The sequence below is a fragment of the Kiloniellales bacterium genome (genome assembly GCA_030064845.1).
GTDB lineage: Bacteria > Pseudomonadota > Alphaproteobacteria > Kiloniellales > JAKSDN01 > JASJEC01.
In genome coordinates, this window is the sequence record JASJEC010000042.1 from 13,922 (window position 1) to 27,779 (window position 13,858).

A 13,858-nucleotide genomic window follows, 5' to 3' on the forward strand; every position below is an offset into this window, starting at 1 on the left:
GGGCCCCTACGCCGCGGCCGCCTGCGAGGCGGCCGGGAAACGCGGGGTCGGGGCCACCGCGGCCCCTCGTCTTGGAACCGCCGGGCGCGGCCTAGAAAGGCTCGTCCAGCTTCTTGGCCAGTTCCTCGATGTTCTCGGGCGGCCAGTGCGGAATCTCCATCCCGAGGTGGAGCCCCATCTGCGCCAGGACTTCCTTGATCTCGTTCAGGGATTTCCGGCCGAAGTTCGGCGTCCGCAGCATCTCGGCCTCGGACTTCTGCACCAGATCGCCGATGTAGACGATGTTGTCGTTCTTCAGGCAGTTCGCCGAGCGGACCGAGAGTTCCAGCTCGTCGACCTTCCGCAAGAGGTTCTTGTTGAAAGGCGATTCCGCCGCCTGCTCCTCGGGGGCGCGGATCTGCGGCTCCTCGAAGTTGATGAAGAGCTGCAGCTGGTCCTGGAGGATCCGCGCGGCCAAGGCGACGGCATCCTCGGGGGTGACAGCGCCGTTGGTCTCGATCTCCATGGTCAGCTTGTCGTAGTCGGTGACCTGGCCGACGCGAGTGTTGTCGACCTTGTAGGACACCTTGCGCACCGGCGAGAAGACCGCGTCCACCGGGATCAGCCCGATCGGCGCGTCGTCGGGCCGGTTCTGGTTGCCGGGCACGTAGCCCTTGCCCGTATCGACGGTCAGTTCCATGTCGATGCGCGCGCCGTCGTCCAGCGTGCAGATCATCAGGTTCGGGTTCATGACCTCGATGTCGTGGCCGGTCTCGATCTGGCTGGCCATGACCTCGCCCGGGCCGTCGGCGCGCAGACGCATCCGCTTCGGGCCCTCGCCGTGCATGCGCAGCGCCAGGGCCTTGACGTTCAGCACCACGTCGGTGACGTCCTCGCGCACGCCGGCGATCGACGAGAACTCGTGCAGGACGCCGTCGATCTGGATGCTGGTCACCGCAGCCCCCTGGAGCGAGGACAGCAGGACGCGGCGCAGGGCGTTGCCGAGGGTGAGGCCGAAGCCGCGCTCCAGCGGCTCGGCGACCACCTTGGCGACGCGGTCGGCGTCGGCGCCCGGCTGGATGTCCAGCTTGTTGGGCTTGATCAATTCGGTCCAATTCTTCTGCAGCACGGCTGTGCCCTCGCGACTGCTCTGCACGTCTGTCTCTTCCTTCGGTTCTGGCCCTAGGGCCTTGGGGCGACCGGCGGAACTCATTCCCGCGGCCGCCGGCCTGCCGTCTCGCCCGCGTCCCGCGACGCGGTTGCGGCAGAAGCTAGACCCGCCGCCGCTTCGGCGGCCGGCATCCGTTGTGCGGGATCGGCGTCACGTCCCGGATCGCCGTGATCGTGAAACCCACGGCCTGCAACGCCCGGAGCGCTGATTCGCGGCCCGACCCCGGGCCCTTGACGTTGACCTCGAGGGTCTTGACGCCGTGCTCCATGGCCTTGCGGCCCGCGTCCTCGGCCGCGATCTGGGCAGCGTAGGGGGTCGACTTGCGCGAGCCCTTGAAGCCCTGGCTGCCGGAGGTCGACCAGGAGATCGCGTTGCCCTGGACGTCGGTGATGGTGATCTTGGTGTTGTTGAAGGTCGCGCTGACGTGCGCGATCCCCGAGGTGATGTTCTTGCGTTCCCGGCGCCGCAAGCGGGTCTGTGGCTTGGCCATGGCTGACTCCTCGTTACTTCTTCTTGCCGGCGATCGGGCGCGCCGGGCCCTTGCGGGTCCTGGCGTTGGTGTGGGTCCGCTGGCCGCGGACCGGCAGGCCCTTGCGGTGCCTCAGGCCGCGATAGCAGCCGAGGTCCATGAGCCGCTTAATGTTCATCGCGACGTCGCGGCGCAGGTCGCCTTCGACCACGTAGTCGCGGTCGATCGACTCGCGGATCCGCACGACTTCGTCGTCGGTCAGCTCGTTGACCCGCCGTTCGGCCGGGATACCGACGGCCGCACAGATCGCCTTGGACTTGGTCCGTCCGATGCCGTGGATATAGGTCAGGGCTATCTCGACCCGCTTCTGCGTTGGTATATTGACGCCAGCGATACGTGCCACGTCGCCGTCTCCTCAGAATTTGCCGTATGTGAGCGCGCTGTTCTGGCAGCCCAAGTAAAAATGCCCGCACGCTCTCGCGCCGGGGACGCGGGATTATAGGCTTGGCCTAACCCGAGTCAAGGTTTCTCACCGGTCCAGAATAGCCTCGATCTGCCTCGTTACCTCGTCGATTTCCGCCATGCCATCGATCTGGGCCAGGATCCCCTGATCGGCGTAATAAGGCAGGATGGGTTCGGTCTGGGCCCGGTAGGCGACCAGACGCTTGCGTACCGTCTCTTCGTTGTCGTCGGCCCGGCGCGTGAACTTGGTTCCACCGCAGGCGTCGCAGACACCCTCCTTGGCCGGCTTCTGAAAGCTGTCGTGGTAGCCGGCGCCACAGCTGGCGCAGGTGAAGCGTCCCGCAATGCGGTGGACCAGCTCGTCCTCGTCGGCCTTCATCTCGACCACCCGGTCGAGCTTGAGGCCCTTCTCCTCGAGCAGGCGGTCGAGCGCCCTGGCCTGCTCGAGCGTCCGGGGAAAGCCGTCCAGAATAAACCCCTTGGCGCAGTCCGGCTGGTCGATCCGCTCGCCGATCATCTTGATCATGAGCTCGTCCGGCACCAGCTGGCCGGCCTCCATGATCGCCTTGGCCTCGCGCCCGAGGGCGCTGTCGGCGGCAACGGCCGCCCGCAGCATATCGCCGGTCGAGAGCTGGATCAGGCTGTAGCGGGTCTCGATACGCTTCGCCTGGGTGCCTTTGCCGGCGCCCGGCGGGCCAAAGAGAACGATATTCATCCGCGCCGCCCCTTCAGCTTGGCCTTCTTGATCAGGCCCTCGTACTGATGGGCCAGAAGGTGGGAGTGGATCTGCCCGACGGTGTCCATGGTGACCGAGACCACGATGAGCAGGCTGGTCCCGCCGAAGTAGAACGGCACGGCGTACTCCGAGATCAGAATCTCCGGGAGCAGGCAGACCAGCGCCAGGTAGGCGGCGCCCACCGTGGTCAGGCGGGTCATGACGTAGTTCAGGTACTCGCCGGTGTTCTTGCCCGGCCGGATGCCCGGGATGAAGCCGCCGTGCTTCTTGAGGTTGTCGGCCGTGTCCATGGGGTTGGAGACGATCGAGGTATAGAAAAAGGCGAAGAACACGATCAGCGAGATGTAGATCGCGAGGTAGAGCGGCTGGCCCCGCCCGAGCATCGCGGTGACCCAGGTCAGCCACTCGGGGCTGCCCTCGCCGCCGGAGAAGCCGGCCACGGTCAGCGGCATGAGCAGCAGCGAGGAGGCGAAGATCGGCGGGATCACGCCCGCGGTGTTGAGCTTCAGCGGCAGGTGGGTCGAGTCGCCGCCGAACATCTTGTTGCCGACCTGGCGCTTCGGATACTGCACCACGATGCGCCGCTGCGCCCGCTCGACGAAGACGATAAAGGTGATGACCGCGACCGACATGAACAACAGGAAGATGATGAACTCGGTCGCCAGGTTGCCGGTTCGGCCCAGCTCGAAGGTCTGGGCCATTGCCGCGGGCAGGTTGGCCACGATGCCGGCGAAGATGATCAGCGAGATGCCGTTGCCGACGCCCCGCTGGGTGACCTGCTCGCCCAGCCACATCAGGAAGATGGTGCCGCCGGTCAGGGTCACCACCGTGGTGAAGCGGAAGAACAGGCCCGGGTCGATCACCGCGCCGCCGCCGCTGCTCTCGAGCCCGACAGCGATGCCGTAGGACTGGAAGATACAGAGCACCACCGTGCCGTAGCGAGTGTACTGGTTGATCTTCTTGCGCCCCGCCTCGCCTTCCTTCTTCAGCGCCTCGAGCTGCGGCGAGACCGCGGTGAGGAGCTGCATGATGATGGCGGCCGAGATGTAGGGCATGATGTTGAGGGCGAAGATCGCCATCCGCCCCAGCGCGCCGCCGGCGAAGAGGTCGAACATGCCCAGGATGCCGCCCTGGTGCTGCGAGAAGAGCTGGGCCAGAATCTGCGGATCGACGCCGGGGATGGGAATGTAGGAGCCCAGCCGGTAGACGATCAGCGCACCCAGCGTGAACCAGATCCGCTTCTTGAGCTCGGTCGCCTTGGACAGGGCGCCGAAATTGAAGTTGGAGGCTAGTTGTTCTGCGGCAGATGCCATGGGGCCTATCCTTCGACGTCAGCGTTCGGCATCAGGTCGACGCCGCTGCCTCGCCGGTCTCCTGGCCGCGCTTCGCGTCCAGGATCGTCACGCTGCCGCCGGCCTTCTCGACGGCCTCGACCGCCGCCTTGGACGCACCGGCCACGGTTACCTTCACTTTGGCCTTGAGCTCACCCTTTGCAAGCAAGCGGATACCGTCTCTCGCATTCTTGACGATGCCCGCGCCCTTCAGAGCGGCGGCGTCGATCTCGCCCTTGGCGTCGAGCCGCCCGGCGTCGATCGCCTGCTGCAGTCGCCCGACGTTGACCGGAACATAGCGCTTGGCGAAGATGTTGACGAAGCCGCGCTTCGGCAGGCGGCGGAACAGCGGCATCTGGCCGCCTTCGAAGCCCTTGATGGCCACGCCGCTACGCGCCTTCTGGCCCTTGTGGCCCTTGGTCGATGTCTTGCCCATGCCCGAGCCGATGCCCCGGCCGACGCGCTTGCGCGCCCTGTGGGCGCCTTTGTTGTCCGCGATTTCGTTCAGTTTCATCGTTCCACGATCCCCGCCGCCGAGAGCCTCGCCCGAACCCGGACGCTCAGGCGCTCTCCTCGACCTTCAAGAGGTGGCTCACCTTGTTGATCATGCCGCGCACCGACGGCGTGTCCTCGAGCTCCCGGGTGCGGTGCATCTTGTTCAGACCCAGGCCGATCAGGGTCGCGCGCTGATCGCCGCGACGGCCGATCGGACTGCCGATCTGGGTCACCCGGATGGTCTTCTTCTCCGCCATGGTCCCTACTCCTGCGCCTCGGCGCCGGCGTCGCGCTTGCCGAGCACTTCGGCGACCTTCTTGCCGCGGCGCTGGGCGACCATGCGCGGGCTGGCGCAGCGGCCGAGACCGTCGAAGGTCGCCTTGATCACGTTGTGGGGGTTGGCGGTGCCGACCGACTTCGCGACCACGTCGTGCACCCCGAGCGCCTCGAAGATGGCGCGCATCGGACCGCCGGCGATGATGCCGGTGCCGGCGTCGGCGGCGCGCATCACCACCCGGCCGGCGCCGAAATGGCCCTTGACGTCGTGGTGCAGTGTCCGGCCCTCGCGCAGCGGGACCCGGACCATGTGCCGCTTGGCCTGCTCGGTGGCCTTGCGGATCGCCTCTGGCACCTCCCGCGCCTTGCCGTGGCCGTGGCCGACACGGCCGCGGCCGTCGCCGACCACCACCAGGGCGGCGAAGCCGAAGCGCCTACCGCCCTTGACCACCTTGGCGACGCGGTTGATGCCGACAAGCTTCTCGATCAGCTCGGGCTCGTCCGAGGGGCGCTGATCGCGACCGCCGCGCTGGTCCCGGCGTCCGCCGCCGCGTGAATCTCTTTGCGCTCGTGCCATGACGTCTTCCTTAGAACGAGAGGCCGGCTTCGCGGGCCGCCTCGGCCAGGGCCTTGACCCTGCCGTGATAGAGATAGCTGCCCCGGTCGAACACGACCTCCTTGAGCCCCGCCTTGACCGCGCGCTCGCCCACCAGCTTGCCGACGGCGGTAGCCGCGTCGCGGTCCGCCCCGGTTTTCAGCTTGCCCTTGAGCTCCTTGTCGACCGTCGAGGCGGACGCCAGGGTGCGACCCTCACGGTCGTCGATCACCTGGGCATAGATGTGCTTGCTGGACCGGAAGACCGAGAGGCGGATCCGGCCTCGGCTCTTCCGCTGAATTTGCGACCGCACGCGGCGTTTGCGGCTGTCGCGGATCTCCTTGCTCGTGCGCATGGTCTTACTTCTTCTTGCCTTCCTTGCGGAGGATCTGCTCCTCGGCGTACTTGATGCCCTTGCCCTTGTAGGGTTCCGGCTTGCGGAACGCCCGGATCTCCGCCGCGACCTGGCCGACGCGCTGCTTGTCGGCGCCCTTGATGCTGATGCTCGTGGGCTTCTCGCAGGTGATCGAGATGCCTTCCGGGATCTCGAAGTTGATGTCGTGGCTGTAGCCCAGCTGCAGGTTCAAGGACTTGCCCTGGACCGCGGCCCGGTAACCGACACCGCTGATCTCCAGGTTGCGGGTAAAGCCCTCCGACACGCCGGTCACCAGATTCTGGATGCGCGAACGGGTCGTGCCCCACATGGCGCGCGCGACCTTGGAGTCGTCGACAGGCTTCACCACGATCTTGCCGTCCTCCATGGCCACGCTCACCTCGGGCGTGGTCTCGTATGCCAGTTGGCCGAGCTTGCCCTTGGCGCTCACGATGGCGCCGTTGATCGCCACCTCGACGCCGTTCGGCACCTCGACCGGATTCTTCCCTACGCGTGACATCGCTCTTCCCTCAGAACACGCGGCACAGGACTTCGCCACCGACGTTGGCGGCGCGGGCTTCGTGATCCGACATGACGCCACGGGGCGTGGACAGGATCGCAATACCCAGTCCGTTGTAGAACCGCGGCAGCTCCTTGATCTTCGAATAGACCCGCCGGCCCGGCGTGGACACCCGCGAGATCTCGCGGATCGCCGGCTCGCCCTCGGCGTACTTCAACTCGATCTCCAGCTCGGACATGCCGGACTGGCCCTCGAACTGGTAGTAACCCCGGATGTAGCCCTCGCGCTTCAGCACCTCCAGCACGTTGGCACGCAGCTTGGACGCCGGCGCCCGCACCTTGGAGAAGCGCGCCCGCTGGCCGTTCCGGATCCGGGTCAGCATATCCCCGAGGGGATCGCTCATCGCCATCTTGCCGCTCCTTTCCTACCAGCTCGACTTGACCATACCGGGGATCTGCCCGATCGAAGCCAGGTCGCGCAGCGCGATGCGCGACAGCCGGAACTTGCGATAATAACCACGCGGCCGCCCGCTCAATTCGCAGCGGTTACGCAGGCGGTTCGAGGCCGAATTGCGCGGCAGCTCGGCCAGTTTGAGGGAGGCCTGGAAACGCTCCTCCGGCGCCAGCGTCCGGTCCCGGCTCATCTCCTTCAGGCGCGCTCGCTTGGAGGCGAACTTCTTGACCTTCCGGCCCCGGTTCCGATTCTTCTCGACAGCGCTCTTTTTTGCCATCGTCGCTCGTCCTTTCGTTTCGCCGCTCAGTTGCTGAACGGCATGTCAAAACCTTTGAGCAAGGCCTTGGCCTCCTCGTTGGTCTTGGCACTGGTGCACACCACGATGTCCATGCCCCGGATCTCGTCGACCTTGTCGTAGTCGATCTCCGGGAAGACGATCTGCTCTTTCAGGCCCATCGCGAAGTTGCCCCGGCCGTCGAAGCTCTTGCCCGAGATCCCCCGGAAGTCGCGCACGCGCGGCAGTGCGATGGTGATCAGGCGGTCGAGGAACTCGTACATGCGGTCGCTGCGCAGGGTCACCTTGCAGCCGATCGGCATGCCCTCACGCAGCTTGAAGGTCGCGATCGACCGCTTGGCCTTCGTGACCACAGGCTTCTGGCCGGTGATCAACGTCAAGTCCTGGACCGCCGCCTGAACCTTCTTGTTGTCCTGCACGGCCGCGCCGACACCCATGTTGACCACGATCTTCTCGAGCTTCGGCACCTGCATCTGGTTCTTGTAGCCGAACTCCTCGGTCAGGTTGGTCTTGACCGTGCTTTCGTAGAGCTCTTTCAATCTCGGTTTCATGACCGGCGTCCCGTTCACGTGTCGATCACTTCGCCGGAGCGCTTGGCAAAGCGCACCTTGCGGCCGTCTCCCAAGGTCTTGAAGCCGACCCGGGTCGGCTCGGAGTCCTTGGGGTCGATGTGGGCGACGTTGGAGATGTGCAGCGGCGCTTCCTTCTCGACGATACCGCCGGGGCCCGCCTGGCTCGGACGCGTGTGACGCTTGACCATGTTGACCCCCTGCACCAGCACGCGGTCCTCGTCCCGGATGACGCGCAGAACGTCACCGGTCTGGCCCTTGCTGCGGCCGGTGGTCACGACCACGCGGTCGCCCTTCTTGATCTTGAACTTCTTCATCTTCTTCTGCTGGCCCATCACAAAACCTCGGGCGCCAGGGAAACGATCTTCATGAAGCGCCGGGCCCTCAGCTCGCGGGTCACCGGGCCGAAGATGCGTGTCCCGATCGGCTCGTTCTGGCGGTTGATCAGCACCGCCGCGTTGTTGTCAAAGCGGATCGCCGAGCCGTCCTGGCGCCGCACCTCCTTGGCCGTGCGCACAATCACGGCGCGGTGGATGTCGCCCTTCTTGACCCGGCCGCGGGGGATCGCCTCCTTGACCGAGACCACGATGACGTCGCCGATGCCCGCGGACTTACGCTTGGAACCGCCCAGGACCTTGATGCACTGCACGCGCCTGGCTCCGGAGTTGTCCGCCACGTCGAGCGAACTCTGCATCTGAATCATGACCGCAACTCCCTAAGCTCAGCCGGCCGCCGCAGCGGCGCTGTCTTCGATCACCATCCAGGACTTGGTCTTGGAGATCGGAGCGCACTCGCGGATCCGCACGGTATCGCCGACCTGAACCTTGTTGTTCTCGTCGTGCGCGTGATAGCGCTTGGAGCGCTTGATGAACTTCTTGTAGACCGGGTGCATGACGCGCCGCTCGACCAAGACGGTGACCGTCTTGTCGGCCTTGCTGCTGACCACGACACCCTGGAGAATTCGACGCGGCATGGGTTAGGGACTCCTAAGAAGCGCCTTGCTGCTTGCTGTGCAGCACGGTCTTGATTCGCGCGATCTCGCGGCGCACCTGGCGCACCCGCGCGGTGTTTTCGAGTTGGCCGCTCGCCTTCTGGAAGCGCAGGTTGAACTGCTCCTTCTTCAGGCTCAGCAGGCTGTCTTTAAGCTCGTCGGCCGTCTTGCCGACCAGGTCGCTGGCGCCCATGGTTCAGCCCTCCTCGCCCAGGCGGGTCACGAAGCGGGTCTTGATCGGCAGCTTGGCCGACGCGAGGATGAAGGCCTGCTCGGCGACCTCGCGGGGAATGCCGTCCAGCTCGAACATGACCCGACCCGGCTTGACCCGGACCGCCCACCATTCGGGCGATCCCTTGCCCTTGCCCTGGCGCACCTCGGCCGGCTTGGACGACACCGGCACGTCGGGGAAAATCCGGATCCACAGCTTGCCTACGCGCTTCATGTGGCGGGTGATGGCCCGCCGCGCGGCCTCGATCTGGCGCGCCGACAGCCGGCCAGGCGTCGTCGCCTTCAGGCCGTAGGCGCCGAAGTTGAGCGCCGTCCCGCCCTTGGCGTTACCGTGAATGCGCCCCTTGTGCTGCTTCCGGTACTTGGTCTTCTTCGGCTGCATCATGGCCGTGGTTCCTCTAACGCTCTCGTGCTCAGCGGTTCGGCTGGGCTTCCTGGGCCAGCTTGTCCTGGGCCATGGGATCGTGGGCCATGATCTCGCCCTTGAAGACCCAGACCTTGACCCCGCAAGTACCGTAGGTGGTCATCGCCGTCGCCTCGCCGAAATCGACATCGGCGCGCAGCGTGTGCAGCGGCACCCGCCCCTCGTGGTAGCGCTCGGCGCGGGCGATCTCGGCGCCGCCCAGCCGGCCGCCGCAGATGATCTTGATGCCTTGGGCGCCCAGGCGCATGGCCGACTGGACCGAGCGCTTCATGGCACGCCGGAAGGCGACGCGCCGCTCCAGCTGCTGGGCGATGTTCTCGGCCACCAGGGTGGCGTCGATCTCGGGCTTGCGGATCTCCACGATGTTGAGATGGACCTCGTTTCCGGTCATCTCCTGCAGGTCCTTGCGGAGCTTCTCGATGTCGGCGCCCTTCTTGCCGATGACCACCCCGGGACGGGCCGTATGGATGGTGATCCGGGCCTTCTTGGCCGGGCGCTCGATGGTGATCCGCGACAGACCCGCCTGCTTCAGGCGCTTGGTCAGGAAGCGCCGGATCTTGAGATCCTCGTGCAGCAGGTCGCCGTAGCCGTCGTCGGCGTACCAGCGCGAGTCCCACGTCCGGTTGATGCCCAGGCGCAGCCCGATCGGATTGACCTTATGTCCCATTACTCGCGCTCCTCACGTTCGCGCACGACCACCCGAAGTCGGCTCCAGGGCTTCTGGATACGCCCCACGCGGCCCCGGGCGCGGGCCCGAAACCGCTTCATGACGAGGGCCTTGCCCACCGTCGCCTCGGCGACGTAGAGGCGGTCGACGTCGAGCTGGTGATTGTTCTCCGCATTGGCGATCGCCGATTCCAGGACCTTCTTGACGTCGCCGGAGATGCGGCGCTTCGAGAACGCCAGCTCGGCCAGCGCGGCCTCGGCGCTCTTGCCGCGAATCGCCTGGCAGACCAGGTTCAGCTTCTGCGGGCTGCTCCGCAGCGGCGACGCGCTGGCCATGGCCTCGTTGTCCTTCAAAGCGCGTGGGTGCTTCGGCTTGCTCATGGCCTAGCCCCTCCTCGCCTTCTTGTCGGCCGCGTGGCCGTAGAACGTCCGGGTCGGCGAGAACTCGCCGAACTTGTGACCGACCATGTTCTCGGTCACCAGCACCGGCAGGAACTTGTGGCCGTTGTAGACGCCGAAGGTCAGGCCGACGAACTGCGGCATGATGGTCGAGCGCCGCGACCAGGTCTTGATGATCTCGTTCCGGCCGCTGGCGCGGCTGGCCTCGGCCTTCTTGAGCAGATAGCCGTCGACGAACGGACCTTTCCAGGTGGAGCGTGACACGGAACTGGCTCCTTACTTCTTCTTGTGGCGGCGGCGCACGATCAAGCCGTCGGTCTTCTTGTTGGCTCGGGTGCGCGCGCCCTTGGTCGGCTTGCCCCAAGGGGTCACCGGATGGCGCCCGCCGGAGGTGCGGCCTTCGCCGCCGCCGTGGGGGTGATCGATCGGGTTCATGGCCACGCCGCGGACGGACGGCCGCTTGCCGAGCCAGCGGCTGCGACCCGCCTTGCCCAGCTTGATGTTGCCCTGGTCAGCGTTGGAGACCGCGCCGACCGTCGCCATGCACTCGGCGCGGACCATGCGGACCTCGCCCGAGGAGAGGCGCAGCAGGGCGTAGCCGGCGTCGCGGCCGACCAGCTGCACGTAGGTCCCGGCGGAGCGGGCGATCTGGCCGCCCCGGCCGGCCTTCATCTCGACGTTGTGGACGATGGTGCCGATCGGGATCGAGGCCAGCGGCATGGCGTTGCCCGGCTTGATGTCAGCCCGCTCGCCGGAGACCACGCTGTCGCCAACGGCGAGACGCTGCGGCGCCAGGATATAGCTCTGTTCGCCGTCCTGGTACTCGATCAGGGCGATGAAGGCGGTCCGGTTCGGATCGTACTCCAGGCGCTGCACGGTCGCAGGCACGTCGAACTTGCGCCGCTTGAAGTCGACCAGGCGGTAGCGCCGCTTGTGGCCGCCGCCGCGCCGACGCGCCGTGATCCGGCCGGTGCTGTTGCGTCCGCCCTTGCCGGTCAGGCCGACCGTCAGCTTCTTGACCGGCTTGCCCTTGTGCAGTTCGGAGCGGTTGACCAGGACCAGCCCGCGGCGGCCAGGCGTTACCGGATTGAAGGTCTTGAGTGCCATGTCCCTAGATCCCCGTGGTCACGTCGATGCTGTGACCTTCCTCGAGCGTCACGTAGGCCTTCTTGACGTCGCTCCGCTTGCCGGGACGGCCGCGGAAACGCTTGGTCTTGCCCTTCTGACGCAGGGTGTTGATCGCCTTCACCTTGACCTTGAACAGATCCTCGACGGCGGTCTTGATCTCCGGCTTGGACGCGTCCAGCGGGACCCGGAATACGACCTGGTTGTGCTCCGAAGCGAGGGTCGACTTCTCGGTCACCACCGGCGCTCGGACGACTTCGTAGAGCCGCTGGCTGGAGACCTTGGTCTCCACCGCGACGCGTGAACGGGCCCTGCTCATTTCAGTCGCGCCTCCAGCGCCGAAACCGCATCCTTGGTCAAGACCAGGGTGTCGTGCCGCAGAATGTCGCGCACGTTGGCGCCGATCTGGGGCAGCACGTCGATCTGCGGCAGGTTGCGCGCCGCGCGCGCCATGCCGCCGTCCACCTCGGCACCGTCGATCAAAAGCACCGAGGTCCAGCCGAGCTTGTCGAGCTTGGCGGTCAGGTCCTTGGTCTTGGCGTCCTCGACCTTGGCCGAGTCCAGAACGATCAGCTTGCCGTCCGCCAGCTTGGCCGACAGCGCGGTCTTGAGGGCCAGCTTGCGGACCTTCTTCGGCAGCGCGTGGTCGTGCTTGCGCACCACCGGGCCGAAGGCGATGCCGCCGCCGCGGAACTGGGAGACGTCACCCGCGCCGATCCGCGCGCGGCCCGTGCCCTTCTGGCGGTACTGCTTGCGGGTCGAGCCGGAGACCTCGCCCCGGGTCTTGACCTTGTGGGTGCCGGCGCGGCGCTTGGCCATCTGCCAGTTGACCATACGGGCCAAGAGGTCGGCACGGACCGGGAGGCCGAAGACGCTCTCGTCGAGCTCGATGTCGCCCGCCTTCTTGTTGTCCAGGGTCGTGACAGCGCATTTCATGGCTTAGCCGTCCTTCTTCTCGCTGTCCGCGCCCGATTCCGCCTCGGGAGCCGCCTGCTCGGCCGGCGCTTCCTGGGGCTCCGGCGCGGCCTCGGCCGCCGGGCTATCCTCGGGCTCCGGCGCCGCCTCGGGAGCGGGCGTCTCCGCCTCCGCCGGGGCCGCTCCCGTCCGCACGCCCGCCGGATAGGGCGCCTCGTCGGGCCGGCCGCGCTTGATCGCGTCGCTGATCAGGACCCAACCGCCCTCGGAGCCCGGAACAGCGCCTCGTATCAGGATCAGGCCGCGGTCCTGGTCGGTTGAAACGATCTGGAGATTCTGCGTCGTGACCTGCCGATCACCCATCTGGCCGGCCATCTTCTTGCCCTTGAAGACCTTGCCCGGATCCTGGCTGTTGCCGGTCGAACCGCCGCTGCGGTGTTTGATCGAGACGCCGTGGCTCGCCCTGAGGCCAGCCATGCCGTGACGCTTCATCGGGCCGGCGAAACCCTTGCCGATCGAGGTGCCGACCACGTCGACGTACTGTCCAGACACGAAGTGCTCAACCGAGAGCTCGGTGCCGACATCGAGCAGGGCGTCCTCGGCCACCCGGAACTCGGCGACCTTGCGCTTCGGCTCCACCTTGGCCTTGGCGAAGTGCCCGCGCATCGGCTTGCCGACCCGCTTGACCTTGGCCTTGCCGACGCCGAGCTGCAGCGCGGTATAGCCGTCGGTCTCCTTGGTGCGCCGGGCCACGACCTGGCAGCCGTCCATGTGCAGGACGGTGACCGGCACGTGGTCCCCGCGGTCGTCGAACACGCGGGTCATGCCCAGCTTCTTGGCGATCAATCCCGTACGCATGGCCTTATCCGTTGAGCTTGATCTCGACGTCGACGCCGGCGGCGAGATCGAGCTTCATCAGGGCGTCGACCGTCTGCGGCGTCGGGTCGACGATGTCGAGCAGCCGCTTGTGGGTGCGGATCTCGAACTGTTCCCGGCTCTTCTTGTCGATGTGCGGCGAACGCAGCACCGTGAAGCGCTCGAGCCGGGTCGGCAGGGGAATCGGTCCACGAACCCTGGCGCCGGTGCGCTTGGCCGTATGCACGATCTCCGAGGTCGACTGGTCGAGCACCCGGTGATCGAAGGCCTTGAGGCGAATGCGTATGTTTTGGCTGTCCATGGACTTTATCCTATTTGGACTTCGGCCTTCCGATCCCTGGGACCGGAAGGCCGAGTCACATGCCTCTCCGTTACTTCAAGATACCGGCGACGACGCCGGCGCCGACGGTGCGGCCGCCTTCGCGGATCGCGAAGCGCAGGCCCTCGTCCATGGCGATCGGCGCGATCAGCTCGATCTCCATCGCCGTGTTGTCGCCCGGCATCACC

At 66.4% G+C, this 13,858-nt stretch carries 26 protein-coding genes and 1 pseudogene; all 27 read right to left on the reverse strand.

Going from position 1 to position 13,858, the window contains the following annotated elements; translation table 11 throughout:
* Positions 1-91 precede the first annotated feature (91 nt).
* On the reverse strand, positions 92-1,108 hold the full coding sequence (locus tag QNJ67_14865; GenBank protein ID MDJ0610257.1) for a DNA-directed RNA polymerase subunit alpha: 1,017 nt from the start codon (positions 1,106-1,108) through the stop codon (positions 92-94).
* 142 nt (positions 1,109-1,250) lie between these two features.
* The gene (gene rpsK / locus QNJ67_14870; protein MDJ0610258.1) at positions 1,251-1,640 is read right to left on the reverse strand and encodes a 30S ribosomal protein S11; all 390 of its coding nucleotides are present in this window, start codon (positions 1,638-1,640) and stop codon (positions 1,251-1,253) included.
* A 13-nt stretch (positions 1,641-1,653) separates the two neighbouring features.
* Positions 1,654-2,022 carry a 30S ribosomal protein S13 gene (gene rpsM / locus QNJ67_14875; GenBank protein ID MDJ0610259.1) on the reverse strand — a complete coding sequence of 123 codons (369 nt, stop codon included), beginning with the start codon at positions 2,020-2,022 and terminating at the stop codon, positions 1,654-1,656.
* Between the two features lie 126 nt (positions 2,023-2,148).
* Complete coding sequence (locus tag QNJ67_14880; protein MDJ0610260.1) at positions 2,149-2,796, reverse strand: adenylate kinase; 648 nt, start codon at positions 2,794-2,796, stop codon at positions 2,149-2,151.
* Positions 2,793-4,130 (reverse strand): preprotein translocase subunit SecY, encoded by a 1,338-nt coding sequence (gene secY / locus QNJ67_14885; GenBank protein ID MDJ0610261.1) that lies wholly within the window; start codon positions 4,128-4,130, stop codon positions 2,793-2,795. The genes QNJ67_14880 and secY overlap by 4 nt, the downstream gene beginning before the upstream one ends.
* A 31-nt stretch (positions 4,131-4,161) precedes the next feature.
* The gene (gene rplO / locus QNJ67_14890) at positions 4,162-4,662 is read right to left on the reverse strand and encodes a 50S ribosomal protein L15 (protein MDJ0610262.1); all 501 of its coding nucleotides are present in this window, start codon (positions 4,660-4,662) and stop codon (positions 4,162-4,164) included.
* 46 nt (positions 4,663-4,708) lie between these two features.
* Positions 4,709-4,900, reverse strand: coding sequence for a 50S ribosomal protein L30 (gene rpmD, locus QNJ67_14895; GenBank protein MDJ0610263.1), 192 nt, complete (start codon positions 4,898-4,900; stop codon positions 4,709-4,711).
* Between the two features lie 5 nt (positions 4,901-4,905).
* Positions 4,906-5,496, reverse strand: coding sequence for a 30S ribosomal protein S5 (gene rpsE / locus QNJ67_14900; protein ID MDJ0610264.1), 591 nt, complete (start codon positions 5,494-5,496; stop codon positions 4,906-4,908).
* Between the two features lie 10 nt (positions 5,497-5,506).
* The gene (rplR, locus tag QNJ67_14905) at positions 5,507-5,869 is read right to left on the reverse strand and encodes a 50S ribosomal protein L18 (protein MDJ0610265.1); all 363 of its coding nucleotides are present in this window, start codon (positions 5,867-5,869) and stop codon (positions 5,507-5,509) included.
* 4 nt (positions 5,870-5,873) lie between these two features.
* The gene (gene rplF / locus QNJ67_14910) at positions 5,874-6,407 is read right to left on the reverse strand and encodes a 50S ribosomal protein L6 (protein MDJ0610266.1); all 534 of its coding nucleotides are present in this window, start codon (positions 6,405-6,407) and stop codon (positions 5,874-5,876) included.
* 10 nt (positions 6,408-6,417) lie between these two features.
* Positions 6,418-6,816, reverse strand: coding sequence for a 30S ribosomal protein S8 (gene rpsH / locus QNJ67_14915; protein MDJ0610267.1), 399 nt, complete (start codon positions 6,814-6,816; stop codon positions 6,418-6,420).
* A gap of 15 nt (positions 6,817-6,831) precedes the next feature.
* The gene (rpsN, locus tag QNJ67_14920; GenBank protein MDJ0610268.1) at positions 6,832-7,137 is read right to left on the reverse strand and encodes a 30S ribosomal protein S14; all 306 of its coding nucleotides are present in this window, start codon (positions 7,135-7,137) and stop codon (positions 6,832-6,834) included.
* Between the two features lie 26 nt (positions 7,138-7,163).
* Positions 7,164-7,706 carry a 50S ribosomal protein L5 gene (gene rplE / locus QNJ67_14925; GenBank protein ID MDJ0610269.1) on the reverse strand — a complete coding sequence of 181 codons (543 nt, stop codon included), beginning with the start codon at positions 7,704-7,706 and terminating at the stop codon, positions 7,164-7,166.
* Positions 7,707-7,720: 14 nt separating this feature from the next.
* Positions 7,721-8,041: a 50S ribosomal protein L24 gene (rplX, locus tag QNJ67_14930; GenBank protein MDJ0610270.1), complete on the reverse strand. Its 321-nt coding sequence runs from the start codon at positions 8,039-8,041 to the stop codon at positions 7,721-7,723.
* 17 nt (positions 8,042-8,058) lie between these two features.
* Positions 8,059-8,427, reverse strand: coding sequence for a 50S ribosomal protein L14 (gene rplN / locus QNJ67_14935; GenBank protein MDJ0610271.1), 369 nt, complete (start codon positions 8,425-8,427; stop codon positions 8,059-8,061).
* An 18-nt stretch (positions 8,428-8,445) separates the two neighbouring features.
* A complete protein-coding gene (rpsQ, locus tag QNJ67_14940; protein MDJ0610272.1) occupies positions 8,446-8,697 on the reverse strand; it encodes a 30S ribosomal protein S17 in 252 nt (83 codons plus the stop codon).
* Positions 8,698-8,710: 13 nt separating this feature from the next.
* Positions 8,711-8,908 (reverse strand): 50S ribosomal protein L29, encoded by a 198-nt coding sequence (gene rpmC, locus QNJ67_14945; protein ID MDJ0610273.1) that lies wholly within the window; start codon positions 8,906-8,908, stop codon positions 8,711-8,713.
* Between the two features lie 3 nt (positions 8,909-8,911).
* A complete protein-coding gene (gene rplP / locus QNJ67_14950; GenBank protein ID MDJ0610274.1) occupies positions 8,912-9,331 on the reverse strand; it encodes a 50S ribosomal protein L16 in 420 nt (139 codons plus the stop codon).
* Positions 9,332-9,359: 28 nt separating this feature from the next.
* Positions 9,360-10,037 carry a 30S ribosomal protein S3 gene (gene rpsC, locus QNJ67_14955; GenBank protein MDJ0610275.1) on the reverse strand — a complete coding sequence of 226 codons (678 nt, stop codon included), beginning with the start codon at positions 10,035-10,037 and terminating at the stop codon, positions 9,360-9,362.
* On the reverse strand, positions 10,037-10,417 hold the full coding sequence (gene rplV / locus QNJ67_14960) for a 50S ribosomal protein L22 (GenBank protein ID MDJ0610276.1): 381 nt from the start codon (positions 10,415-10,417) through the stop codon (positions 10,037-10,039). Before rplV ends, rpsC begins: the two co-directional genes overlap by 1 nt.
* 3 nt (positions 10,418-10,420) lie before the next feature.
* Complete coding sequence (gene rpsS / locus QNJ67_14965) at positions 10,421-10,699, reverse strand: 30S ribosomal protein S19 (protein MDJ0610277.1); 279 nt, start codon at positions 10,697-10,699, stop codon at positions 10,421-10,423.
* Positions 10,700-10,711: 12 nt separating this feature from the next.
* Complete coding sequence (rplB, locus tag QNJ67_14970; protein ID MDJ0610278.1) at positions 10,712-11,542, reverse strand: 50S ribosomal protein L2; 831 nt, start codon at positions 11,540-11,542, stop codon at positions 10,712-10,714.
* 4 nt (positions 11,543-11,546) lie between these two features.
* The gene (locus QNJ67_14975; protein MDJ0610279.1) at positions 11,547-11,879 is read right to left on the reverse strand and encodes a 50S ribosomal protein L23; all 333 of its coding nucleotides are present in this window, start codon (positions 11,877-11,879) and stop codon (positions 11,547-11,549) included.
* Entirely contained in the window at positions 11,876-12,496 is a 621-nt protein-coding gene (gene rplD, locus QNJ67_14980) for a 50S ribosomal protein L4 (GenBank protein MDJ0610280.1), read from the reverse strand. Before rplD ends, QNJ67_14975 begins: the two co-directional genes overlap by 4 nt.
* A 147-nt stretch (positions 12,497-12,643) precedes the next feature.
* A pseudogene (gene rplC, locus QNJ67_14985) lies at positions 12,644-13,333 on the reverse strand (50S ribosomal protein L3).
* Positions 13,334-13,337: 4 nt separating this feature from the next.
* Positions 13,338-13,652, reverse strand: a complete 315-nt coding sequence (rpsJ, locus tag QNJ67_14990) for a 30S ribosomal protein S10 (protein ID MDJ0610281.1) — start codon at positions 13,650-13,652, stop codon at positions 13,338-13,340.
* Between the two features lie 70 nt (positions 13,653-13,722).
* On the reverse strand, positions 13,723-13,858 hold a 136-nt coding region (tuf, locus tag QNJ67_14995; GenBank protein MDJ0610282.1), incomplete at its 5' end, for an elongation factor Tu.